The organism is Maribacter polysaccharolyticus, assembly GCF_028882255.1.
GTDB lineage: Bacteria > Bacteroidota > Bacteroidia > Flavobacteriales > Flavobacteriaceae > Maribacter_A > Maribacter_A polysaccharolyticus.
In genome coordinates, this window is record NZ_JARBUY010000002.1 from 543,220 (window position 1) to 567,893 (window position 24,674).

The window sequence follows — 24,674 nt, forward strand, 5'->3', positions numbered from 1 at the left end:
ATGAAGCATAAAATAGGAGCTGTGGAACAGTTCCATAATTCATTCGGTTTGGGGGTGTCGCCTACCATGAAGGCCGATTTGGGTAAAAAGAAGAATAAGTTGCGATTTGATTTGATGGATGAGGAAAATAGGGAATATCTTGAGGCGGCCAATAATAACGATCTCGTGGAGGTGGCCGATGCCTTGGGTGATATGCTCTATATATTATGCGGTACCATTTTGGAACATGGCATGCAGCATAAAATTGAAGAGGTCTTTGAAGAAATACAAAGAAGTAATATGAGTAAGTTGGGGGCCGATGGCAAACCTATTTATAGGGATGATGGTAAAGTGCTCAAGGGGCCAAAATATTTTAAACCTGATATTGAACGTATTTTAAATAAATAAGTGGGTTCGACCTTGTTTGGCCGTAGTTGTGAACGATGGTCGATAATCCTATTGGTTTGGCCGAATATACCGGACCATTTCTTTTTCGTATCCATTTTGGTTCTTCCTTCCTGTGGAAGAGGTAATTGAAATGGAATCGTTCCAATGATCTAGAAGCTGAAAAGTGTTATTTACTCGAGGGTTTAAAAAAATCGTTGGGCTCAAGATTGCAGGTTTCGATCATTTCAATGGCATAGTCCAATGTGCCTAAATTCCTATCTGCATTATTGGTGCCCATACTGAATTTTACCCCTGCCGCTTTCGCTTTTTTTATAAAAGTGGCCGAAGGTATTTTATAGCGGGCGTTTATTTCTATGGCAATGTGGTTTTCGACAGCGGCATCAATCACTTTTTGCATGCGCCCATCGGTCCATAAGGCATCATACTGGGGTTGGAGGATATCAGGAAGGTAGGTTGGGTTTACATAGAGGTCGATAGGTTCGTTTTGCATGACCCCGACGATCTTAGCGACCAATTGATCCATGAAATCTTCTTTGTCGTCCACAAAAACTTCTTCGGGCATCCAAAGGCGCATTCTCCTCCCTTTGCGGTCGGTCCAGGTCATGGCATCGGTAAAGACGTAATCGAAGGTGGCAATATTTTCCTTGGAGAACATATTTACCCATTCCCTACCTTCGGCCTGCATGGCCATATAAACCGGGTAGTCCTTGTACTTTCTGTAATTCGCCAAAAGCGTCGAATCATCGGTTATCGGAAAACCGACCCCGGAATTGAAGGCCACTCCATAAGCAATACCTGTTTCCTTGGAATGTTCCAATAACTCCTCCATGGTAAGACCGCCCTTTAAATGGGCGTGGTAATCAACGATGTCGTACCCTGCTTTCTTTAACTCGGCTATTTTCGCTAGAGTGGGGTTTTGGGTTGTTTCCCCTTCGGTCGCCTTTGGTTCGGCTTTCTTGCTTTTTGTGTTGCAAGCCATTATACTTAGGCCAAATAGGATAAGAACGATGAGGACAGTTGTTTTTTTTCATAGGTAGGTCAATTGAAATTTGTTAACTACTTGTTTATGAAAGTAAGAAATAAATATCGATGTCCAAGGGCAATGCCATTTTGGTACAATTGTCCCTACCATTGAATAACAATAATCGCCATCAGGGAAGGTTTCCTTCGACTAAAGCTTTACCCGCCAGCCAAATTTGTCCTCAGCCCTATTGTATTGGATATCGGTAATCCTATTTTTTAGCATGGTTGCATAGTTATCGGAAAGTTCGGGTAGATCATAATCCACATCACGGAAACCAAAAGTGGAAATGGGTGAAATCACGGCAGCGGTACCGGCCCCGAACATTTCTTTTAGGGAGCCGTTATTGGCAGCTTCGATGATCTCGGCCACGGTGATTTTCCGTTCTTCGACCGCAATACCTTCGTCTTGGGCTATTTTAAGGATACTCTTACGGGTTATACCATCTAAGATTCGATCACTTGTAGGGGCGGTTAACAAGGTGTCGTTAATCCGAACGAAAATATTCATTGCCCCGGCTTCTTCGATATACTCATGGGTATTGTCGTCTGTCCAGATGACTTGGTTGTACCCTTTCTCAAGGGCAAGTTGGGTAGGGTAGAACTGTCCGGCATAATTACCGCCTGCCTTGGCAAATCCTACGCCGCCGTTGGCGGATCTTGAATATTTCTCTTCAATCAACACCTTTACCTTTCCGGAGAAATAGGCTCCTGAAGGGGCGAAGGCTATGATGAATTTATATTCATCGGCCGGTGAAGCATGGAAACCTGTTCCGGACGCAAAGATAAATGGACGGATGTATAAGGAACTTCCCGGGGTTTGGGGTATCCAATCCTTTTCCAACTTCAATAGGGCCATAAGTCCTTCCATGAAATAATCTTCAGGAATTTCAGGTATCGCCATTCTCTTGGCCGAGATGTTCAAACGTTTGCAATTGTCCGTAGGGCGGAAAAGGAATACATCACCTTTCTCGTCTTTATAGGCTTTCATGCCTTCGAAAATCGACTGCCCATAATGGAATATCTTGGCAGAGGGGTCAAGGCTTATCGGTTGGTAAGGGATGATTTCCGGAACCTTCCAGGAGCCCTCTTTATAATCACAGACCAACATATGGTCTGTGAAAACATTTCCGAATGCCAGATTGTTAAAATCTACCTGATTTATTTTAGAGGTTTTTGCCTTTTCAATTTTTATGTTCATCATCTTGGTCTCCATGGGATAATTTTTACCGAATAAAATTAGAAAATTATCGCATGGGAATCTTCCTTTTTTCTTTAAAATTGATCAATTTTACCCTTCTAATCCTAAAATTGGCAATTACGAAAGGTTTTAACACGTTTGTTGTATTATCCTTATTCCTTGTGGTGGGTTATGCCCAGGATAGGAAAACGGAAATGTCCTCATTCGGGGATGGGATACAGGCCAAGGGTAGCATTTCCGATTTGGAAATGTCCCGTAAGTATGCTTCCATGCAATTGAACGATACCATTCAGGTAAAATTTAACGGGGTTGTCAAAGAAGTTTGTCAGGCCAAAGGCTGTTGGATGAAGGTGGCATTGAATGATGGGGAAGAAGTTATGGTGCGATTTAAGGATTACGCATTTTTTATGCCCAAGGATATCGCCGGTAAAGAAGTGGTCGTCAATGGTTTGGCGTTTATTGAGGAGATGGGTGTTGAGGAGCAAAAACATTATCTTGAAGATGCCGGAAGGCCAGCGGCCGAGATCGAAAAGATCGCCGAGGTAAAGAGGACTTTGGGCTTCGAGGCCGACGGGGTTTTGTTGAAAGGAAAAAAGAATTGATGCAAAGGGAGATCATAACTACGGCGGATGGTTCAACGACCATTCAGATAAAGGATTGGAACGAACAGTACCATTCCAAACATGGGGCCATACAGGAGGCATATCACGTTTTCATTAAACATGGCCTGGACCTATTCCGGGATAAAAAGGAAAAGGTACAGCTATTGGAAATCGGTTTTGGTACCGGTTTAAACGCCTTGATAACACTGATCGAAGCTTCGAAATCGGGTATGGGGATAGATTATTACGGTGTTGAGGCGTTTCCCGTTTCAAAGGAGGAATTGTCCCAATTGAACTACATAAGGGAATTGGATGCATTGGATTTCGAAGAGCGATTCAATCGGATGCACAGTGGGCCTTGGGAAGCGCCCTTGGGGATTTCAAATGGTTTTTCACTGTGTAAGAAACAATGTGATTTTAGGCAAATAACTTTTGAAAATTGCATAGATCTTATTTATTACGATGCATTTGGGGCTAGGGTGCAACCCGAATTGTGGACAGTGGATGTTTTTGAGCTAATGTTCAAGGCCCTTAAAAAGAACGGGGTATTGGTTACCTATGCAGCTAAAGGAAGCGTGCGAAGGGCCATGCAAGATGTTGGTTTTCAGGTGGAACGATTGCCAGGGCCACCGGGAAAAAGGGAGATGTTGAGGGCAGTAAAAGGTTAATGGTTTGCCATAAATCTTAATTTTTTCTGAATTTCATCCATAATCGGAATCCTACATCGATAATACTGTTAAATCCAAACTAAAATAGTACTTCGCCGTTTTAAGATCCCATACCTTTAAATTATGAAATTATTGATTACCGGAGCGACAGGATTAGTTGGTAGGGCCATTGTTGAATTGAGCAATAAGCATGGGATTCCTGTAAATTACTTGACCACGAGTAAGGATAAAATTGTGTCGAACGAGAATTTTCAAGGCTTTTATTGGAATCCGGAGAAGAATAAGATCGATTTGGATTGTTTTGAAGGGGTGACCTCGATTATCAATCTTGCAGGTTCGAACATTGCCGAAAGATGGACAGCGGAGTATAAGAACCAAATCCTCTATAGCAGGATAAATAGTTTAAAGACACTCAACTATGCTTTGGGTAAAATAGACACCCAAGAAATAACAACTTTCGTATCGGCATCCGCAATAGGGGTCTACCCGAGTTCCCTAGATCATTTATATACCGAGGAAGACAAGGTTGTTGACGATAGTTTCATAGGTGAGGTGGTCCAGAAGTGGGAAGAAGAAGTCGATGCACTATCCCATTTTGGTTTTCCGGTCGCGAAAATCAGGATTGGTTTGGTATTGTCCAAAGATGGGGGCATGCTTCCCAAATTATCCCGACCGATCAAATCGTTTGTCGGGACGACGTTTGGTAAGGGTAAACAGTGGCAGTCCTGGATCCATATCGGTGACTTGGCAAAACTCTTCCTATTCGTTGTTGAAAATAAATTGGAAGGCATCTATAATGGGGTGGCCCCCAATCCCGTGACCCATAAAAAGATGGTACGTGAATTGGCAAAAGTCTTTAAAGTGCCTCTTATTTTGCCTCGTATCCCCCGATTTACCATGAAATTGATCCTTGGCGAAATGTCCGATCTATTATTTGCCAGTCAGCGGGTAAGTAGTAAAAAAATTTCCGAAGAAGGATTTGTATTCGATTATCCGAATATCGGGAATGCCCTCGATTTTTTTTACAAAGGGGATTGAAGTTTTCCTTTCCACCCATGTACTATCCCTGAAAATCTTTCCTGAATATCTTCTTTTGGCTTTTTTGTAACCATACCGTTGGCGTAAAAATGGTAAAGTTTGGTGACATTTTGACATTTTTAAATAAATGGCAGTACTTTTGCCGTCATACGAAAAGAGTTTTAAAACTGAATCCGAAAATGAGTGATAAAAATAAGACCGAAGAGGTTAACGAGACCATTCCCGATGAACAAGCGGTAAACGATACCGGGAAGGAACAAGAAGAAGTACCGACCGAAAAAGAGGAGCAGTCTGTGGAAGAACAGCTTCAAGACGCCTTGGCCAAGGAGAAAGATAAGTTCCTCCGGTTGTTCGCCGAATTCGAGAATTATAAAAAACGAACTTCCAAGGAACGAATGGATCTGTTCAAAACGGCAGGACAAGAGGTCATCGTATCCTTACTTCCTGTTTTGGATGATTTTGAACGGGCCTTAAAGGAATTGTCAAAATCCGAGGATAAGGAAATGTTCAAAGGTGTTGAATTGATCAACGGAAAATTCAGGGATACTTTGAAATCGAAAGGCATGGAGGAAATGGATGTTAAACAAGGGGATGCCTTTGATGCCGAAATACATGATGCGATTACACAGATACCCGCTCCCGATAAAAAGCTAAAAGGAAAGATTGTTGATATTGTTGAACGGGGGTATAAATTGGGCGACAAAATAATACGCCATCCTAAAGTAGTGGTAGGTAATTAAAATTGGAGTATGAAGGAAGATTATTACGAAGTACTCGGCATAAGTAAAAATGCCACGGCAGCGGAAATAAAAAAGGCCTATAGAAAAAAGGCCTTGGAATATCACCCCGACAAAAATCCCGGGGACACCAAAGCAGAAGAACTTTTTAAAAAATCGGCGGAAGCGTACGAAGTACTGAGTAACCCGGATAAAAAGGCGCGTTACGATCAGTATGGCCATGCGGCTTTTGAAGGTGCCGGTGGTTTTGGCGGCGGCGGAATGAACATGGACGACATTTTCAGTCAGTTCGGGGATATTTTCGGTGGCGCATTCGGCGGTGGATTTGGTGGTTTCAGTGGTTTCGGCGGTGGCGGTGGCCAACGGCGGGTCAAAGGCAGTAACCTTAGGATAAGGGTTAAATTGACCTTGGACGAAGTGGCCAATGGTGTTGAGAAGAAAGTGAAAGTAAGGCGTAAGCTGCAGGCACCGGGCGTAACCTATAAAACGTGTAGTACTTGTGGGGGCCATGGTCAGGTGACCAAAATAACGAATACCATTCTGGGTAGAATGCAAACAGCCGTCGCATGTTCAACATGCGGGGGAAGTGGTCAAATCATCGATAAAAGGCCAAGTAATGCGGATGCCCAAGGCCTTGTGGTCAAGGAGGAAACCGTTTCCATAAAAATCCCAGCCGGGGTTGAGGATGGTATGCAATTGAAAGTTCCGGGTAAAGGAAACGAGGCGCCAGGTAACGGAATTCCGGGAGACCTTTTGGTGGCCATAGAGACCCTTGATCACGAAACCCTGAAACGGGAAGGTGATAACCTGCATTATGATCTATATATAAGTTTTCCAGAGGCTGTTTTGGGTACATCCAAAGAGATAGATGCAGTAGGTGGAAAAGTACGTATAAAATTGGAATCGGGAATACAATCCGGCAAGATCTTGCGATTAAGGGGGAAAGGTATTTCCAGCTTAAACGGATATGGTAGCGGTGACCTTTTGGTACATGTGAACGTATGGACGCCTAAAGAACTCAATAAGGAGCAAAAGGAGTTTTTTGAGCGTATGGACGGTAATGAAAACTTTGTGCCAAAACCGGAAAAATCCGACAAATCCTTCTTTGAAAAAGTGAAAGATATGTTCTCTTAAGGATAATGATTTGAGAATTAAATAAAAAACGTATATTTGATTCGATATTGGATTACCAATATTAATTTTCTTTTTCATAGCAATTTTTTTCCCATCCTTGATTCATTTAAGGGTGGGTTTTGTTTTTATACGACTTTTGGTTCGGTTCATCCTTGCTGCCGGGAGAACGTAGATGTAAGTCTAGGGGGGTTTAAGGAAAGTTCCTTCCCGATAGATCCCAGTGTTTGCACATATCCTAGGTATTAACGGGAATCATGGTCCATAACGGTATTTGTGCAAAAATGGTTGGCGAACCCAAAAGGAGGGTTCCCATCAACCCCTACGTCAAGTGGTGTATCAAAAAAAAAGTCGATCGGCGATTTTTACCCCTCCAATTTTTTCCCAGGAAATTCCATTGGTTGCTCTATGTTTTCGTGAATCTGCGATTTCAAGCATGTCCTATGAAACCCAATAAGGGGTTCGTTAAGGTCGTTTTCAAAAGTATGCAGGACAGCAATAAAACGAAACCGAAGCTTCACATATCCAGGTTTACGTTACTGCAAATCATGGGCCAAACGAGCGGGTAGGGCAGGTGTTCGACATTGCCTAAACAGCATCGACCCCAAACTATTGGTGAGGATCCTTAGATTCATTTTGTTTTAAGGTTTTTAACGATTTTTGAAGCCATTGTCCCGATGTTTAATTCTTAGTATAATTGGAATTATCGAAGGGTCTTTTAAAGCAATTCTATATCTTTGGCAAAATTGCTTTCATGGATAATATTTTGGTCACTAAGGAGGTTACCAAACGGTTTGGGGAACACATTGCATTGAATAAAGTTTCCTTGGAAATACCTAAAAATAGCATTTACGGACTCTTAGGTCCCAATGGTGCGGGAAAGACCACCTTGATCCGTATTATAAACCAAATCACCTTTCCGGATAAAGGCGAAGTGTTTTTTGATGGGGAACCTTTAAAGCCGCGGCATATTTCCTTGATCGGTTATTTACCGGAGGAAAGAGGGTTGTACAAGGGTATGAAAGTAGGTGAGCAGGCCCTGTATTTGGCCCAGTTGAAAGGAATGCATAAAGCAGAGGCCAAACAACGCTTAAAGTATTGGTTCGATCGCTTGGATATCGGTGATTGGTGGAATAAGAAAGTCCAGGAACTGTCTAAGGGAATGGCCCAAAAAATCCAATTTATCGTAACCGTCCTACATGAGCCCAAATTGCTCATATTCGATGAGCCTTTCAGTGGTTTTGATCCTATAAATGCCAATATCATTAAAGACGAGATACTTCAATTGAAGGAAAATGGCACATCGATTATTTTTTCAACCCATCGGATGGAATCTGTCGAGGAACTCTGTGAATATATCGCCTTGATCCATCAATCGGAAAAGATATTGGATGGTAAATTGTCGGATATAAAAAAGGCGTATAAAAACAATATATTCAAAGTAGGACTTCAGGCAAATAATGTAAACGAACTGTTGGGGGTGATATCCGATAAATTCAATATTATCGGCCCAATGATCGATCCACTGGAAAATCAATTGGATTTTAAAATTCAAATTCCTGAGGATGAATCCGGGGAATTTTTGGCTTATTTGGCACAGCAAGCCAACATACATCAATTTACCGAGATCATTCCTTCCGCGAACGAGATTTTTATTCGAACCATACACAATAAGGATGCAAATGAATAAGCTGCCCATTATTATCCGAAGGGAGTATTTAGCCAAAGTACGGAACAAGTCATTCATTATCATGACCTTTCTTAGCCCGATTCTTTTGGTAGGGATGGTGGTGCTTATTGCCTATTTGACCAAGATCAATGACAATCAAAAACACATCATCGGGGTTTTTAACGAAAGTGATTATTTCCCCAACGATTTTAAGATCACGAAGAGTACTTCCTACGTGATGTTCAATGAGATTTCCCTCCAAGAAGCCAAGGATTCAACTTTGCAAATGGGGTATTATGGACTTTTGCACATACCGAAAGGGGATGGACTTGAAAAGGTGGCGCAGCAGTCCCATTTTTATACCAAGGAAACTCCGAGTTCTTCCGTGTTGGGTCAGTTGGAAAATATATTTCAGGCAAGATTAAGGGAAAGGCGGTTACAGGAAATGGGTGTTTCCTCACAGGAGTTTGGTCAATTGGACAAGAAATTTGAGATCAATACGGAAACCTTTGATGGCGTACAGAACCTTAAGGGGATCAATGAGATCAAAGCCATCATCGGAGGTGGGTTCGGATATTTGATCATGATGTTCATTATTATATATGGCGGTTTTGTAATGCGAAGTGTCATCGAAGAGAAAACCAGTAGAATTATCGAGGTGATCATTTCATCGGTAAAACCTTTTCAATTGATGATGGGGAAGATTATAGGCACTTCCTTGGCAGGGATTACGCAATTCGCTATTTGGATAGTCTCGGCGTCCTTACTGTTGTTTGTTTCCTTTGCGGTTTTCGATATCGACCCTTCAACGTTGAACAATGGGGTCGAAGCATCCCATATGGCTGGTGAAATGGGGTATGCCGTTCCTACGGCGAACCAGACCGTACAGGCATATGCACAGGAACTTTTTAAGATTCCTTGGGCCATGTTGATCTGTTCATTCGTTGTTTATTTTACCCTAGGGTATTTGATCTACAGTTCCATTTATGCTGCCATTGGGGCCGCTGTCGATAATGAAACCGATACGCAACAGTTTATTTTTCCGATCATCCTTCCCTTGATGTTGGCCATATATGTTGGCTTCTTTTCCGTTTTCAGTAATCCCCACGGACCCATCGCAGTTGGTTTTTCCCTTTTTCCTTTGACATCGCCAATTGTAATGTTGATGCGTTTGCCCGGGGGTATAGGGGAAGGTGGGGTGCCTGTTTGGGAATTGGTGACTTCCATCCTATTATTGATAGTGACATTTTTGGGAATTGTTTGGTTTGCCGCCAAAATCTATAGGGTGGGTATATTGATGTATGGAAAGAAACCGACCTATAAGGAATTGCTAAAATGGATAAAGTATTGATCATGGCACAGGAAACCGATAAATTGGAAGAAATCATAAAAGAGGATATCTGGGGTTCGATCCAGGATTTCCTTAATTGGGGATTTCATATGACTATAGGCGATAAATCATTGCATGTGACCATTGGGTTGTTGATAATGATCACGATCGCGTTTATGGCAACGGCCTTCATTCTAAAATGGATTCGGAAAATCATAACCCGTAAGATGGTAAAAGAAGACGAACTTAAGTTTGTCAGTGTTTTCAAGTTCATTAATTATGGGGCATATTTGGCGGTAGTCCTGATCATATTGAGTATGGCGGGTATCGATATTACCATTCTATTGACCGCTTCAGCCGTACTTTTCGTTGGTTTGGGCTTGGCCTTACAGGATCTTTTCCAGGATATTATCGGAGGAATATTGATCATTCTTGATAAATCGTTGAATGTGGGGGATATTATTGAGTTGGAAGGTAAGGTCGGAAAGGTCTATGAGATCAAGCTCCGCACCACCAGGGCCATTACCAGGGATGACAAGGTAATCATTGTTCCCAACCATAAATTTATAAGTGATACCATATATAACCATACCCAAAACCATAAAACGACAAGGGAAAGGGTACAAATAGGGGTAGCTTACGGTAGTGATGTAGCTTTGGTGACAAGGATACTTGAGGAAATAGCAAAAAATGAAAAAGGAATCCTGCAAAACCCCAAACCCTTTGTTTTGTTTGAGGATTTTGGAGATTCGGCCCTGTTGTTCTCCATTTACTACTTTACGAATGATAGTTTTGCCGATACCAGGGTTAAGAGCAAGGTGCGTTATGCCATCGATGCCAAATTCAGGCAACATAATATCTCGATACCCTTTCCCCAAAGGGATGTACACCTTATACAACCTACGAAAAAAATATGAAAAATAGTTCGCTAAGGACGACTATACGAATGGTTCTCCTGCTTTTGTGGGGTGGGGCCAACGGTCTGGTATACGCCCAATCCCCTGATGTTTTCAGATTGGAATATATGATCATGCCAAAAAATAAGGCTGATGCCCAGCTTTCACGTTATAAGTTGGTAGCCAATATGCCCTTAAAGGTCAGGGAAGCCGACAATGTCATCGTCGGGGCGGAATATAATTATTTGGCCTATAAACTTGGGGGTAATGAATATTTCGACAGTGAGGGTTTGGAAAATCTTCATGTGGTCGATTTAAACCTGGCCTATGTCTACAAACACAATGATAATTGGCGATTCATTGGGGTCCTTACCCCGAGATTGTCTTCTACCCTTACCAACCCACTTGAAAATGGGGACGTTTCGATAAATGTTACCGTCGGTGCTTTTAAAGAGCGACAGGACATTGATAAGCCGATGCGTTTGGTGTTGGGTTTAGCCTATAATTCAACGGTATCATTACGGATCCCTTTGCCCTTTGTGTATTATGAAAAAAGATTCCATCCCAATTGGTCCTATGTGGTCGGAGCACCCAAAACCGGATTCAAATACCATATTGATGACAACCATTTGATCCAGACCGAATTTATCCTGGATGGGTATTTTGTAAACCTTCAAAATAACATCATTTTACCCAATACGGGTTTTGCATCATCGGTTTCCTCGTCGGCCGCCTTGTTAACAATCGGGTATCAATATAACATATCAAAAATTATGTCGTTCTACGGTTATATCGGTCATACTGTTTTCCAGGATGGGGTACTACGTGATGAGGATAGGAACGATGTTTATACCTTGAACGACGAACCTAGTCTGTATTTCAGGACGGGATTTAGAATAGGAATATAAAAAAATACAATATGTCAAAGATTTTGGTAGTGGAAGATGAATCGGCAATACGGAGGGTGTTGGTGAAAATTCTTTCCGAAGAGAACGAAACCTATCAAGTAGAAGAGGCCGAGGACGGTTTAAAAGGATTGGAGGCGGTTAAGAACAATGATTACGATTTGGTATTGTGCGATATCAAAATGCCAAAAATGGACGGGGTTGAGGTACTCGAAGCGGCCCGAAAGATTAAACCGGAGGTTCCTTTTATTATGATTTCGGGACACGGGGACCTGGATACCGCGGTGAATACCATGCGAATCGGGGCATTTGACTATATTTCGAAACCACCGGATTTAAACCGTCTTTTGACCACCGTAAGAAATGCTTTGGATAGAAAGGAATTGGTGGTAGAGAATAAGAAATTGAAGAAAAAGGTCAGTAAGAACTATGAAATGATCGGTAATAGTAAGGAAATCAACGCTATTAAGGATATCATTGAAAAGGTGGCTCCTACTGATGCCCGGGTATTGGTAACGGGGGCAAACGGTACGGGAAAGGAATTGGTTGCCCATTGGATCCATGAAAAAAGTCCAAGAAGTTCCGCCCCTTTTATCGAAGTGAATTGTGCGGCCATTCCCTCTGAATTGATAGAAAGTGAGCTTTTCGGTCATGTGAAAGGGGCATTTACCTCTGCCGTTAAGGATAGGGCGGGCAAGTTCGAGGCTGCCAACAAAGGAACCATATTTTTGGATGAAATTGGGGATATGAGCCTCTCGGCCCAAGCAAAGGTGCTGCGCGCCTTACAGGAGAATAAAATCTCTAGGGTCGGCTCTGATAAGGACATTAAAGTGGATGTTAGGGTCATTGCCGCTACGAACAAAGACCTTGCCGAAGAAATCAGGGAAAATAGATTCAGGGAAGATCTTTATCATCGCTTGGCGGTGATATTGATCAAGGTACCCGCCCTAAATGATCGGAGGGAAGATATTCCCTTGCTGATCGATTATTTTGCGGATAAGATCGCCGGTGAACAGGGTATTACCCCAAAAGCCTTTTCAAAAGGAGCCATTAAACTCCTGAAAAGTTACGATTGGACCGGTAACATCCGGGAATTGCGTAATGTGGTGGAACGTCTAATCATTTTGGGAGGTCAGGAAGTGACCGAGGAAGACGTGAGGCTCTTTGCCAGTAAATAAGGTTTTTTAGTTACAGGAATCAAGCCTTTCCATGGCTTCGGCCGTTATTTGTTTTGTTTTGAAATTATAGTATTTCTTGCCTTCTGAAAGGTTTGGGATCAATAGTTGTTGTTCGCAATGTGAATAAATGTTTTTGGCAAAGGCCTTGGCCGAGGCGCAATCAACCGAATTGATGATATTCTCAAGGGATTCCCGATATTTTTCCAATGAAGCATCGATTTTTCGCTCCAGTTCCTTTTCGTTGGGGATGGGCTTCGCTATTTTTTCTGTTTTTGGGATAATGGTATTCAGGGCCAACAAGTCGGTCCCATATTTGCTTTCATGAAGACCATGATCCCCTAGTGATTCAATACCTTCCTTAAGGTGTTCCAAAGCCCTGTTCAATAGAATACGTGTGCTGTTCAGGGAAGTTGCCCTGGTGGCTAAAATCAAGTCATATTTACCGTCCTCGATACTACTTTCCGCATAGACGCAACCACAATCCTGAATGTTTTGTTTGGATTTTTCTATGGCGTTGATCGCTTTGTAGGCATAATATTTTGCCTGATTGATATCATCGACCCCAATCGATTTTTCGATTTGGGATTTTGAATAGTTCATATTGGAACTGGCATACTCACATGTTTTGTCGACAAGAAAGGAAGAAAACAAAATCAATGATGCAACCGCAACTAAGGAATGGTTCTTCATAATATAAGTCTTAGGTTCGTTGTAAAATTTGGGAATATTACATGGTAAAGCTACATAGGGAACGTGCTATCACCATATTTATTCGATAGAATGTATGAAGTTTCCCATAAGTGGGGCATAGGGGCACAAAGCAAGGCCAAATAATCATGTTTTCAACCTCTTGGGTAGTTCAACCATAAAATATAATTATATTCAAGGCATGGATAATATTGATATGAATACATATAGGGTAAATTCGACCACGGATTTGGCGAATACCCCCACTTTTGAAAATTTCGGGATGACCGATAAGCAATTGAAAAAAAAACTGGTAAAGGTCCGTAGGGAACTGGCAGACTTTCAAGATATCCTTTATGCCCATGGTAAGTACAGTGTACTGATCTGTCTACAGGGTATGGATACTTCCGGGAAGGATAGCCTTGCCCGGGAGGTGTTCAAGGATTTCAATGTTCGTGGTGTGGTAGCACATAGTTTTAAGGTCCCTACCCCCTTGGAATTAAAACACGATTACCTCTGGCGCCATTATATTGCATTGCCCGCACGGGGCAAATTCGGGATTTTTAACCGAACCCATTATGAGAATGTGTTGGTTACCCGGGTGCACCCGGAATATATCCTGGGCGAGAATATACCCGGAATAGAACAGGTTTCCGATATAGACCAGAATTTTTGGGATACAAGATTCGAACAAATCAATAATTTCGAAAAGCACTTGGTCCAAAACGGTACCCTGATCTTTAAATTTTATCTACATCTTTCCAAAGAAGAGCAGCGGCAAAGACTCCTACGTAGGTTGCGTTTAAAACGAAAGAACTGGAAATTTTCTCCCGATGACCTAAAAGAGCGGAAGTTATGGGCAGACTATCAGCGCTGTTATGAAGAGGCAATTCAAAGGACATCGAAGCCCAAAGCCCCATGGTTTATTGTGCCTGCGGATAGTAAAAAGGCGGCTCGGCTCATAGTCGCTGAAATTTTAATGCAAGAGTTAAAAAAATACAAAGATATAGTCGCTCCTGTACTCGATGATAAAATAAAGGCTAATTTAGACGACTATAAACAACAATTGGAAAGGGAATGAGGTATTTGAAATTTATCGTATTGTGCGTACTGCTAACTTGGCAAGGGTATTCACAATCTGAAGATGAAAAACAGATCAAGACCATTTATAAAACCGCTTTGACCCAAAGTAAATCCTATGATTGGCTTAATTATCTCTCGAATCAAATAGGGGGCAGGCTATCGGGGTCGATTCAGGCACAACAGGCCGTGGATTATACCAAGGCACAATTGGATTCCTTAGGTTTGGACCGTGTATGGCTTCAGCCCGTCATGGTGCCCAAATGGGTGAGGGGCACTCCTGAATTCGCTTATGTGGAAACCGCTCCAGGAATAACCACGAACCTTCCGATTTGTGCCCTTGGCGGCTCAGTGGCTACCCCTTTGCAAGGTGTAAAAGCCGGTATGGTCGAGGTTAATGGTATTGAGGAATTGGAGCTTTTGGGGAAAGAAAAAATTGAAGGTAAAATCGTCTTTTTCAATAAGCCCATGGATCCGACCCTGATCAATACGTACGAGTCGTATATGGGTTGTGTCGACCAACGCTATGCCGGAGCCAAGGAGGCAGCTAAATATGGAGCGGTAGGTGTTATCGTTCGGTCCTTGAACTTAAGGCTTGACGATTATCCGCATACGGGTTCCATGGGGTATGGGGATACCGAATCCGCACAAAGGATTCCTGCGGCAGCGATCAGTACGAACGGTGCCGATTTCTTAAGCACAACGCTTAAACTGAGTCCCAATGCCAATTTCTATTTTAAACAATCCTGTAAGGTTTATGATGATGTACAGTCGTACAATGTTATCGGGGAAATTCGGGGGAGTACCTATCCGGATGAGATCATTGTGGTCGGGGGACATTTGGATTCCTGGGATTTAGGGGATGGCTCACATGACGATGGTGCCGGTTGTGTTCAAAGTATGGATGTATTGCGGCTTTTGAAAGAAAGTGGATACAAACCCAAAAGAACGATTAGGGTTGTATTGTTCATGAATGAGGAAAATGGTTTACGTGGAGGGAAAAAATATGCCGAAGTGGCAAAAAGTAAGCAAGAAAACCATATCGTCGCCTTGGAGAGCGATTCCGGGGGCTTCACACCGAGAGGGTTTTCATTTGACTGTTCAGAAGCCAATTATGGGCAAGTGAAAAGTTGGGGGTCGTTATTTGAACCTTACTTGATACATATGCTAATAAAAGGCCATGGTGGCGCCGATATCGGTCCCTTAAAGGATAGTGATATGGTATTGGCGGGATTACGACCGGATTCACAACGGTATTTTGACCATCATCATTCAGCCTATGATACCTTTGAGCATGTGAATAAAAGGGAACTGGAACTCGGAGCCGCTGCCATGACCAGCTTGGTATACCTTTTTGATACTTACGGGGTCGTAAAATAAGGTCAACCTTTTAATTGGGGTGTTTTCCGCTCCCCATCCGTTTAACATACCGAACGGAAGAAAAGACCTAAGTTCTTTTCCCTAACTAATTTGTATATCTTTGCAGCTCATTAAAAAAAGCGAAAAATGCAAGACGGAATCTACGCAAAATTCAACACTTCGAAAGGAGAGATACTTGTCAAACTCACGTATGATAAAACGCCCGGAACGGTGGGTAACTTCGTTGCCTTGGCAGAAGGGAAAATGGAGAATAGGGCCAAGGCCCTTGGGGAGCCTTATTATGACGGATTGAAATTCCATAGGGTAATCCCCGATTTCATGATTCAAGGTGGTTGTCCTTCAGGGACGGGTACCGGTGATCCTGGATACAAATTCGACGATGAATTCCATCCGGAATTGATCCATGATACCCCAGGGGTACTTTCCATGGCAAATGCAGGCCCAGGAACCAATGGAAGTCAATTTTTCATTACCCATGTGGCTACCCCCTGGTTAGATAACAAGCATACGGTTTTTGGTCGAGTGGAAACCGGTCAGGAAGTAGTTGATTCCATAGCACAAGCAGATACGATTGAAAGTTTGGAGATCATAAGGGTAGGTAGTGAGGCCGAGAATTGGGACGCCTTGGGGGCTTTTAAGTCCTTTGAAAGTTCAAAGGAAAAAAGACTTGCTGAGGAAAAGGCCAAACAGGCTGCGGAATTGGACAAGGTAGCTGCCGGTTTTGATGAGACAGGGAGTGGACTTCGCTATAAGATCATTCAAAAAGGAAGTGGGGCAAAGGCGGAAGCCGGACAAACGGTTTCAGTGCATTACGAAGGTTCTTTGTTGAACGGGCAGGTTTTCGATTCCTCATACAAGAGAAACCAACCTATCGATTTTAAATTGGGTGTCGGACAAGTAATCCCTGGATGGGATGAAGGTATAGCACTACTGCAGGTAGGGGACAAGGCACGTTTCGTAATACCATCCAATTTGGCCTATGGCAGCGCAGGTGCCGGAGGGGTCATACCACCGAATGCGACGTTGCTCTTCGATGTGGAATTGATGGAAGTGAAATAGACATCAAGCCATGATGAATATAGGGCCTCGGTTATTGACCGGGGCCTTTTTTTGTTTTTATCTTGTGCGCTGTTGAATCATGCTCGCTAACAGCATTACAATATTGATCAACACTAAAATGCCAATAACAATGATAAAGGTAGACATGGTTTAATAATTTAAATGGTTCGTTTTATGGTATAACAACGATAACTTCTTAAACCCTACTTTGTTTTGTTGAAAATGTTGAAAATATTTTTTGTACTTGCAATGCTCATTAATATAAGAGCAATATTGATAATGAGTAATGCGAGTAAAATGGTGATAAAGGTGGTCATGGTCAATGGTTTTTTTTAGTTAAGTGTTTTTTGGGGGAGAGTGTGTTTAAAGCATGATGCAGAAAACGGAGGGGGGTTGCGTTAATTGCAAAGCAAAAATAAGAAAATGTAGATAATAAGTAAGAATTTACGCAAATAAAAACCCCCGATGCAAAACATCGGGGGTATATAAAAAAGTTAAAATCGTTACCTAGTCAATTACCTTCACATTAACGGCGTTTAATCCTTTTTTACCTTGTTGTAGTTCAAATTCCACAACATCACCTTCACGAACTTCGTCGATTAAGCCAGAAATGTGTACAAAATGATCTTCGTTCGAACCATCTTCAGTGATAAAACCATAACCTTTGGAATCATTGAAGAATTTAACTGTTCCTTTACTCATAATAAAATTATTAAATATTAATTAAAGTGCAAATGTAGGATTAATATATTTAATTGTATGATATTTTGGAAGTTATCTTTGTATTAACACATGCTTAAATTAATGGGACGACTTCCCGATCGTACGGAAAAGGTAGTGGTGTGGGCCTTGAAACCCCTATTTAAGCCGTAGGGTCAGGGGTCATTCTTAGGTATGGTTTTACTTCTTCAACCCCTTTGGCAAACAATTCCCTTGCCTCATCGGTAGGTATGGCGGGACTAACAACGACATCTTGGCCGTGCTCCCAGTTGGCCGGGGTGGCTACTTTGTGATTTGCGGTCAATTGTAGCGAATCGATTACCCTTAATAGTTCATAAAAGTTACGCCCTGTTGAAGCCGGATACGTCAAGGTAAATTTAATGGTCTTGTCAGGGGCAATAATGAATACCGACCGTACCGTTAAGGTGCTATCGGCATTTGGATGTATCATATCGTATAGATCGGATACCTTTCTGTCCTCATCGGCAATTATAGGGAAGTTAACAGTGGTTTGCTGTACTTCATTGATATCCTTTATCCATTCGATATGGGATGCTTTCCCATCAACACTCAAAGCCAACATTTTTACGTTTCGCTTGTCGAATTCACCCTTAAAGTTAGCCGCAGTGCCCAATTCCGTTGTACATACAGGAGTGAAATCAGCAGGATGGGAAAATAGGATTCCCCAGCTGTCCCCTAAATAATCGTAAAGATCAATTGTTCCCATGGAACTTTCCGCTTTAAAGTTCGGGGCTTTGTCCCCCAATCGTAATGATGCCATTTTGGTTGTATTTAAATTATTAAACTATTTACCCGATAAAAGTAGTAGATATTTAAATCCCTGTCCATTTTAGAAGGGTTAAAACTGTATTAAATTTTATAATTTTAGAAAATGGAAAATGAAGCACTGGAAACATTGAGATATCCTATCGGCCATTTTAGGTACGACCCTGAAGTTTCGGGTAAAACCGTTGAAGGTTGGATAGCGATTTTAGAGGAATTGCCCACGGTATTGGAACAATTGGTACAACCATTGACCCAGGAACAATTGGAAACCCCTTATAGGCCCGGTGGCTGGACAGTAAGGCAATTGGTGCACCATATTGCCGATAGCCATCACCATAGTTATACGCGGTTTAAATGGGCCTTGACGGAGGAGGAACCGGTGATAAAGGCGTATGAGGAAAAAAATTGGAGTGGATTGTTTGATGCCAAAAAAGCACCCATTGAACTTTCATTGGCCTATTTAAAAGCGTTGCATGCCAAATTGGTTTTTCTTCTAAAAGGCCTACAAGCCGAAGATTTCGAAAGATCATACATACACCCCGAGGACCATGGTAAGATTTCGGTTAAGGAGAATATCGGCAAGTACGCTTGGCATAGCCGACATCATTGTGCCCACATCCAAAGGTTGTTGGAAAGGAAAGGCTGGTAGATTGGGGGTAAGCGACGGTTTAGTTCCCTTTACATTCCCATTGGAACGCTTCGTATAGTTGTTGCGGTACTGTTTTTACCGTAGTTTTTTATATCGTACATTCCTTTAAAAACTTTGACGGATTATTATGGACGAAATTATAAGTTGGAACGATTTCACTAAAGTGGACATGCGGGTAGGAACGATCATCGAGGTACGTGATTTTCCTGAAGCCCGGAATCCGGCCTATCAAGTGAAAATCGATTTTGGCCAAGAGGTTGGGGTTAGAAAATCTTCCGCCCAGATAACGGCATTGTACGCTAAGGAAGAACTATTGGGGAAGCAGGTCATTGCGGTAATCAATTTTCCCAAGAAACAGATTGCGAATTTCAGCAGCGAATGTCTTATCCTAGGGGCAGTTGACGGTAAGGATGTCATTTTGCTCAAACCAGATTCATCGGTCCCTAACGGACTAAAGATAGGTTGATTGGCGCGGATAATATAACTGTAGGCCAAAGGTAATGTGCAAATGGGTAACCGGTGATACGACCAAAGATAAAGTAAGTGCGGTTTAATTGGAAAAGCTGTTTACAGGGTAATGGAAATAAAAACGGCCCGCATTTTTTGCGGGCCGTTTTTATTTCCAAACATCAGAATCCTAAATGTCATCAAAACTGATATTGGTAAAATTTTCTGTGGTTGTCATTTCACCATTTTGATGGAATTCTTCTTTTTTGAAATCCTTTTGGTGTCTTTCTGAAATAACCTCAGTACCCTTTTCTTTTATGATGAAGTCCATCATTTCGTCTACATTTTCCTTAAAAGCGGCAAAATCTTCTTTATATAGATAGATTTTATGCTTTTTGTAATGAAACGATCCATCATCATGGGTGAATTTTTTACTTTCGGTTATGGTCAGATAATAATCTCCTGCTTTGGTGCTCCTTACATCAAAGAAATACGTTCTTCTTCCAGCTCGCAATACCTTGGAATGTATCTCTTCCTGCTCTAAAGATTCTTTGTCGCTCATTTTTCAAGTTTATGGTTAAGAAATTAGTGTCGAATCCTCAAAATTGAAGAAAAAAAATGTAGATCGCAACAATATTGTTAGTTTTCTTTCTCAGAAAGTTGATGTAAATGAAGTTCTTTGTAGTAGCCTTTGATATTGTTCAGTTCTTCGTGTGTGCCGATCTGTAACAACTCACCCTCATTAAGTACCAGTATTTTATCCGCATTTTTTGCAGAAGATACCCTATGGCTGACAATAATGGTGGTTTTGGCTCTTGAGGCTTTCTGAAGATTGTTGAGGATGGTTTCTTCGGTTTCGGTATCGACAGCCGAAAGGCAATCATCGAATAAATATATTTCCGGATCTTTCAAAAGGGCCCTGGCAATGGAAATCCGTTGTTTTTGACCGCCACTTAACGTAATGCCACGTTCTCCCAAAACCGTATCGTATTGTTTTTTGAATTCCATGATGTTTTCATGTACCACGGCGTTTTTCGCCATTTGGATCACTTCTTCATCCGAGGCTTTGAAGTTGCCGAATTTTATATTGTTTTTAATGGTGTCCGAAAAAAGGAACGCATCTTGGGGAACGGCCCCGATGGCATTTCGTAGACTATGAAGGTTCAGTTTTTTGATCGGGGTGTCATCGATGCGAATTTCCCCTGAGGTAACATCATAAAGCCGTGCGATCAAATCCAGTATGGTGGACTTGCCTGAACCTGTTTTGCCCAGAATGGCAACCGTTTCCCCCTCTTCAATGGTGAATGATATATTTTTTAGGGCTACGATATTGGTGTCCTCGTAGGTGTAACTGACATTCTTGAATTCAATTTTCCCATTTATGGGAGTCTCTTTTTCAACTTCATTGATTATTTCCGGTTTTTCGTTCAGGAATTGGTTTATTCTTTTTTGGGAGGCTTCGGCCCGTTGAACGATTGAAGTCAACCACCCAACAACGGCTACGGGCCAGGTCAACATGTTTACATATAAAACAAATTCGGCAATTACACCGACAGAGGTAATCTCCCCTTTGATATATTGTTGCCCTCCGATATAGATGACGAAAATATTACTGATTCCGATGAGGAGGATCATTAGCGGGAAGAACCAGGCATTTACTTTTGCCAGATCCATGCTCTTTTGTTTTCCTTCCAAAGCCAGGACCTTTAATTCCTCATTGATCTTTGGTTCGATGGCATATGCTTTGATGACCGATACCCCGGAAAAAACCTCTTGCGTAAATGTGGAAAGGGTTGATAGGTATTCCTGCACAACCGTACTGCGTTTATGGATGATCTTGCTTATTTGATAAATGAGTACCGAAAGAATGGGTAGGGGAATAAGGGTATATGCGGCCAAGGTCGGGGCCGTAATGAACATTATGGGTATGATACAGGCAAATAGGGTAATGGTGTTCAAACCGTACATAAGTGCAGGACCTGTGTACATTCGCACCTGACTGACATCTTCACTGATGCGGTTCATAAGATCACCCGTCCTGTTTTTTTTGTAAAAGTTCAGACTCAGGAATTGATAATGGTCAAAGATCTCATTTTTGAGGTCGTATTCAATATAGCGGGAAACATAAATAATCGTTTGCCGCATAAGGAATGTGAAAAAACCGGAAAGCAAAGCGGCACCGATGATGATCAGGATATACTCCAATAGGCCGTCCTTGGCCACTTCTTGGGTAATTTCCCCTTTGATGAAATCTTCAACGGTGGATATCGATTTTTGGACATAGGAAGGCATGACCAATTGAAAAATCTTTGCAACAATGGTGATTGCCATTCCTGCAAGGAGTTTCAACCAATATTTTTTAAAGTATTTGTTTAGATGTTTAAGTTCTTTCATATAGCCGGTCAGCTGAGTGGGTTTGTTATTGGCAAACCATTCGCCAAAGATAGAAGTTTGACATAAAAACAGCTGTTATAAAATTTATAAATAAGAGAATAGTTGTAATAGGGACCATAGATTGAAAAATGATTTCTATTTTTGCGGCTCAGAATGTAAATCAATTATAAAAAAAGTTCTTCGAAATGCTTACAAGAAGGCACATACGCGTAAAAGTGATGCAATGTATATATGCATTGATCCAATCTAAGGACGGTTCCCTTGAAAAACAAGAGAAATTTTTAAGAGTAAGCATTGAGAACATGTATACGCTCTACTTGGTGATGCTGAGTTTGTTGATGGAGATTCGACAATTGGCAGATGAGAAAGTAAAGTTATCCTCCAAAAAGTATATGGCGAACGAAGCCGATACCTTCCCCGACAACCATAAGTTCGTGAATAACAAATTGCTTTTGCAATTGGCCAATAACGAAAGGCTAAAAGAGACCTTGGAGAAGCGAAAACTGCAGAATTGGTATTTGAACGAAGAGTATGTAAAACTCATTTACAAAGAAATCATAGGGAGCAGTGCATATCTTGAGTATATGAAAATACCGTCTAGAACCTATAAGGAGGATAAGGAGCTGATCGCGGTTTTGTTCAAAGAGATCATCGCCCCCAATGAGAAGATATATGAATACCTTGAGGATGATAAATTGACCTGGGTAGATGATATTCCCATTGTGAACACTTTTATCCTTAAGCAATTGAAAAAAGTCAAGGAAGATCATCCCGAATCCTATTTCTTGCCAAAGCTTTTGAAAGATGATGGGGATATGGTTTTTGCAAAAGATCTTTTGGCCAAAACCTTATTGAAGAATAGTTCGTTGGAAAAGGAAATTGAGGGTAAGACCCCCAATTGGGATAAGGACCGTATTGCGGATATAGATTCGATATTATTGAAAATGGCCATATGTGAATTACTTAATTTCCCCTCAATACCGGCCAAGGTGACCATAAATGAGTTTTTGGAAATTGCCAAGGAATATTCAACGCCAAAGAGCAGTATTTTCATTAACGGTATTCTCGATAAATTGGTAAAAGAATACAAGGAGGAAGGCAAACTTAATAAGGTGGGCCGAGGACTATTATAAATTAATTCTTTAATTTTGGGTCGAATTAAAAAATATAATCAATGAAAAGAGCTATTTTAGGATTAGGTCTGATTGCGATGTTAGGGTTTGTTTCCTGTAAGGAAAAGGCCACTAGTAAAGTAAAGACCGATAATGTGGCAGTTGCTGCTGAACGTGATGAGGCCGCTAAACTTGTACCCGTAATGGAATTTGAAAAGGTTGAGCATGATTTTGGGACAATTACCCAAGGGACGCCTCAGGAAACTGTTTTTAAATTCACCAATACAGGGAATGCCCCATTGGTGATCACCAAAGCCACCAGTAGTTGTGGATGTACGGTGCCCAATCCCCCAAAAGAGCCGATCGCACCGGGAGCACAAGGTGAGTTGAAGGTCAAGTTCAACGGTTCAGGAAGAAACCAAGTGACAAAGACCATAACCGTAGTGGCCAATACAGTAAAAGGATCCGAAATGTTGAAAATAAAGGCTTTCGTGAATCCTAAAGATGCAGCTCCGTTAGGGCCTGTAAAATAAATTAAATTTAAATAGATAGCATGGGAAGTGGCAGTTTGATGGATTTTCTACCGATGATCCTAATTTTTGTGGTGGCATATTTTTTTATGATCCGTCCGCAAATGAAGAGACAAAAGGATGAAAAAAAATTCGCCTCGGAATTAAAAAGAGGAGATCGTATTATTACAAAAAGTGGATTGCACGGCAAAGTGGTTGAATTGAATGATAAGGATTCTTCATGTGTCATTGAAACAATGGCAGGTAAATTGAAGTTCGATCGTTCGGCAATTTCAATGGAAATGAGCAAAAAATTGAATACCCCGGCCACGACCAAATAAAATTGGAATAGTATTGTGAAAGAAAGAGCTGATGGATTCCCATCGGCTTTTTTTATGACTTCATGTTTATAAGGTGTCGCTTGGCATTTCGCCGATTGCCGTTATTAAGGGTGGTTTCGGTGTTCTTCGGCCCAAGGGGCTTGGCTTGTTATGGGCGGTACTTATCGTTGAGCCCTTTACCGGCACGGATCATGGGGAGGATCTTTTGTAGTCGCGATCGTTTTGTTTTCTCCTGCTTGGCCTCGGAAATAAACTCAATATATTCCCGCTGTTTGTATGGGGTAAGTTGATTAAAGGCCTCCTTGATATGAGGGTGTTCCCCAAAAGCCTCTGCCAATGTCTTAGGCAGGCCGGGGTGTGGTTTTTGCCCTTTGTCGGGACTTAATTGCAATCCCTTTTCCTGGTTGTCAAGCGCTTCGTTCATAAAGGCCGATACACTCACGGAATCTATCTGTTCAATTGAGGTGAATTTCAGATGCCTCATGGCTTGTGTTTTACCTTCTTGGGCATTGATCAATAATTCTTTTGGGTCCTTTAAAAAAATACCATTGAAAAATCCGATTCCAAAATGGTTTTTAAAGCGTGCTATCCAAAAAACGTTTTTCCCGTCCAGACAGTATACCGGGGATTGCCATTTAAAGGTTTCTTCGGCCTCGGTCCTTAAGGCCAAGGCCCTCAATAATAAAATCCCTTCTTTGAAAGGGTGTTCGTGTTCGTAGTACGCTTCTATTTTTAAAGCAGCATCCAT

At 41.7% G+C, this 24,674-nt stretch carries 27 protein-coding genes; 19 read left to right on the plus strand and 8 right to left on the minus strand.

Annotated elements, in window-relative coordinates:
• Nucleotides 1-387, plus strand: a complete 387-nt coding sequence (locus PHU20_RS08265) for a nucleoside triphosphate pyrophosphohydrolase family protein (protein WP_274824880.1) — start codon at nt 1-3, stop codon at nt 385-387.
• A 166-nt stretch (nt 388-553) separates the two neighbouring features.
• Here the strand turns inward: PHU20_RS08265 and PHU20_RS08270 are convergent, their stop codons facing one another.
• Together PHU20_RS08270 and PHU20_RS08275 are read right to left on the minus strand one after the other, a co-directional pair.
• Nucleotides 554-1,366 (minus strand): hypothetical protein, encoded by an 813-nt coding sequence (locus tag PHU20_RS08270; protein WP_274824881.1) that lies wholly within the window; start codon nt 1,364-1,366, stop codon nt 554-556.
• A 192-nt stretch (nt 1,367-1,558) separates the two neighbouring features.
• Nucleotides 1,559-2,623 (minus strand): branched-chain amino acid aminotransferase, encoded by a 1,065-nt coding sequence (locus PHU20_RS08275; RefSeq protein WP_274824882.1) that lies wholly within the window; start codon nt 2,621-2,623, stop codon nt 1,559-1,561.
• Nucleotides 2,624-2,661: 38 nt separating this feature from the next.
• Here PHU20_RS08275 and PHU20_RS08280 point away from each other — a divergent pair, with 38 nt between their 5' ends.
• From PHU20_RS08280 to PHU20_RS08325, 10 genes are all read left to right on the plus strand, one after another.
• The gene (locus PHU20_RS08280) at nt 2,662-3,210 is read left to right on the plus strand and encodes a DUF4920 domain-containing protein (RefSeq protein WP_274824883.1); all 549 of its coding nucleotides are present in this window, start codon (nt 2,662-2,664) and stop codon (nt 3,208-3,210) included.
• Entirely contained in the window at nt 3,210-3,878 is a 669-nt protein-coding gene (mnmC2, locus tag PHU20_RS08285) for a tRNA (5-methylaminomethyl-2-thiouridine)(34)-methyltransferase MnmC2 (RefSeq protein WP_274824884.1), read from the plus strand. Before PHU20_RS08280 ends, mnmC2 begins: the two co-directional genes overlap by 1 nt.
• Nucleotides 3,879-4,001: 123 nt before the next feature.
• Nucleotides 4,002-4,916 carry a TIGR01777 family oxidoreductase gene (locus PHU20_RS08290; RefSeq protein ID WP_274824885.1) on the plus strand — a complete coding sequence of 305 codons (915 nt, stop codon included), beginning with the start codon at nt 4,002-4,004 and terminating at the stop codon, nt 4,914-4,916.
• A 179-nt stretch (nt 4,917-5,095) separates the two neighbouring features.
• A complete protein-coding gene (locus tag PHU20_RS08295) occupies nt 5,096-5,656 on the plus strand; it encodes a nucleotide exchange factor GrpE (RefSeq protein WP_274824886.1) in 561 nt (186 codons plus the stop codon).
• A gap of 9 nt (nt 5,657-5,665) precedes the next feature.
• Nucleotides 5,666-6,787: a molecular chaperone DnaJ gene (dnaJ, locus tag PHU20_RS08300; RefSeq protein WP_274824887.1), complete on the plus strand. Its 1,122-nt coding sequence runs from the start codon at nt 5,666-5,668 to the stop codon at nt 6,785-6,787.
• 751 nt (nt 6,788-7,538) lie between these two features.
• Nucleotides 7,539-8,474 (plus strand): ABC transporter ATP-binding protein, encoded by a 936-nt coding sequence (locus tag PHU20_RS08305; protein WP_274824888.1) that lies wholly within the window; start codon nt 7,539-7,541, stop codon nt 8,472-8,474.
• A complete protein-coding gene (locus PHU20_RS08310; protein WP_274825178.1) occupies nt 8,467-9,804 on the plus strand; it encodes an ABC transporter permease in 1,338 nt (445 codons plus the stop codon). The genes PHU20_RS08305 and PHU20_RS08310 overlap by 8 nt, the downstream gene beginning before the upstream one ends.
• Nucleotides 9,789-10,700 (plus strand): mechanosensitive ion channel family protein, encoded by a 912-nt coding sequence (locus tag PHU20_RS08315; protein WP_274824889.1) that lies wholly within the window; start codon nt 9,789-9,791, stop codon nt 10,698-10,700. The genes PHU20_RS08310 and PHU20_RS08315 overlap by 16 nt, the downstream gene beginning before the upstream one ends.
• The gene (locus PHU20_RS08320; protein ID WP_274824890.1) at nt 10,697-11,587 is read left to right on the plus strand and encodes a DUF6268 family outer membrane beta-barrel protein; all 891 of its coding nucleotides are present in this window, start codon (nt 10,697-10,699) and stop codon (nt 11,585-11,587) included. The genes PHU20_RS08315 and PHU20_RS08320 overlap by 4 nt, the downstream gene beginning before the upstream one ends.
• Nucleotides 11,588-11,598: 11 nt before the next feature.
• Nucleotides 11,599-12,762, plus strand: coding sequence for a sigma-54-dependent transcriptional regulator (locus PHU20_RS08325; protein WP_274824891.1), 1,164 nt, complete (start codon nt 11,599-11,601; stop codon nt 12,760-12,762).
• Nucleotides 12,763-12,768: 6 nt separating this feature from the next.
• Here the strand turns inward: PHU20_RS08325 and PHU20_RS08330 are convergent, their stop codons facing one another.
• The gene (locus PHU20_RS08330) at nt 12,769-13,452 is read right to left on the minus strand and encodes a hypothetical protein (RefSeq protein WP_274824892.1); all 684 of its coding nucleotides are present in this window, start codon (nt 13,450-13,452) and stop codon (nt 12,769-12,771) included.
• 199 nt (nt 13,453-13,651) lie between these two features.
• On the opposite strand from PHU20_RS08330, the gene PHU20_RS08335 reads away from it, so the two are divergent.
• From PHU20_RS08335 to PHU20_RS08345, 3 genes are all read left to right on the plus strand, one after another.
• The gene (locus PHU20_RS08335) at nt 13,652-14,530 is read left to right on the plus strand and encodes a PPK2 family polyphosphate kinase (protein WP_274824893.1); all 879 of its coding nucleotides are present in this window, start codon (nt 13,652-13,654) and stop codon (nt 14,528-14,530) included.
• Complete coding sequence (locus tag PHU20_RS08340; protein WP_274824894.1) at nt 14,527-15,909, plus strand: M20/M25/M40 family metallo-hydrolase; 1,383 nt, start codon at nt 14,527-14,529, stop codon at nt 15,907-15,909. Before PHU20_RS08335 ends, PHU20_RS08340 begins: the two co-directional genes overlap by 4 nt.
• 126 nt (nt 15,910-16,035) lie before the next feature.
• Entirely contained in the window at nt 16,036-16,968 is a 933-nt protein-coding gene (locus tag PHU20_RS08345; protein WP_274824895.1) for a peptidylprolyl isomerase, read from the plus strand.
• A 507-nt stretch (nt 16,969-17,475) separates the two neighbouring features.
• Here PHU20_RS08345 and PHU20_RS08350 read toward each other — a convergent pair.
• Nucleotides 17,476-17,670 (minus strand): cold-shock protein, encoded by a 195-nt coding sequence (locus tag PHU20_RS08350; RefSeq protein ID WP_027064347.1) that lies wholly within the window; start codon nt 17,668-17,670, stop codon nt 17,476-17,478.
• Nucleotides 17,671-17,830: 160 nt separating this feature from the next.
• Nucleotides 17,831-18,469, minus strand: a complete 639-nt coding sequence (locus tag PHU20_RS08355) for a peroxiredoxin (RefSeq protein WP_274824896.1) — start codon at nt 18,467-18,469, stop codon at nt 17,831-17,833.
• A 111-nt stretch (nt 18,470-18,580) separates the two neighbouring features.
• Here PHU20_RS08355 and PHU20_RS08360 point away from each other — a divergent pair, with 111 nt between their 5' ends.
• Together PHU20_RS08360 and PHU20_RS08365 are read left to right on the plus strand one after the other, a co-directional pair.
• On the plus strand, nt 18,581-19,123 hold the full coding sequence (locus PHU20_RS08360) for a YfiT family bacillithiol transferase (RefSeq protein WP_274824897.1): 543 nt from the start codon (nt 18,581-18,583) through the stop codon (nt 19,121-19,123).
• 127 nt (nt 19,124-19,250) lie between these two features.
• Nucleotides 19,251-19,589 (plus strand): tRNA-binding protein, encoded by a 339-nt coding sequence (locus PHU20_RS08365; protein WP_274824898.1) that lies wholly within the window; start codon nt 19,251-19,253, stop codon nt 19,587-19,589.
• A 171-nt stretch (nt 19,590-19,760) separates the two neighbouring features.
• On the opposite strand, the gene PHU20_RS08370 is transcribed toward PHU20_RS08365, so the two are convergent.
• Both PHU20_RS08370 and PHU20_RS08375 read right to left on the minus strand, forming a co-directional pair.
• Nucleotides 19,761-20,132: a PUR family DNA/RNA-binding protein gene (locus tag PHU20_RS08370; protein ID WP_274824899.1), complete on the minus strand. Its 372-nt coding sequence runs from the start codon at nt 20,130-20,132 to the stop codon at nt 19,761-19,763.
• Between the two features lie 77 nt (nt 20,133-20,209).
• Complete coding sequence (locus PHU20_RS08375; protein ID WP_274824900.1) at nt 20,210-21,964, minus strand: ABC transporter ATP-binding protein; 1,755 nt, start codon at nt 21,962-21,964, stop codon at nt 20,210-20,212.
• A gap of 185 nt (nt 21,965-22,149) precedes the next feature.
• On the opposite strand from PHU20_RS08375, the gene nusB reads away from it, so the two are divergent.
• Genes nusB through yajC form a run of 3 tightly spaced genes read left to right on the plus strand, consistent with a single transcriptional unit; the run spans nt 22,150 to nt 23,926 of the window.
• On the plus strand, nt 22,150-23,097 hold the full coding sequence (nusB, locus tag PHU20_RS08380; protein WP_274824901.1) for a transcription antitermination factor NusB: 948 nt from the start codon (nt 22,150-22,152) through the stop codon (nt 23,095-23,097).
• 41 nt (nt 23,098-23,138) lie between these two features.
• A complete protein-coding gene (locus tag PHU20_RS08385) occupies nt 23,139-23,609 on the plus strand; it encodes a DUF1573 domain-containing protein (protein ID WP_274824902.1) in 471 nt (156 codons plus the stop codon).
• 20 nt (nt 23,610-23,629) lie between these two features.
• Entirely contained in the window at nt 23,630-23,926 is a 297-nt protein-coding gene (gene yajC, locus PHU20_RS08390) for a preprotein translocase subunit YajC (RefSeq protein WP_274824903.1), read from the plus strand.
• A gap of 148 nt (nt 23,927-24,074) precedes the next feature.
• Here yajC and PHU20_RS08395 read toward each other — a convergent pair whose 3' ends face one another.
• Nucleotides 24,075-24,674: a YdeI/OmpD-associated family protein gene (locus PHU20_RS08395; protein ID WP_274824904.1), complete on the minus strand. Its 600-nt coding sequence runs from the start codon at nt 24,672-24,674 to the stop codon at nt 24,075-24,077.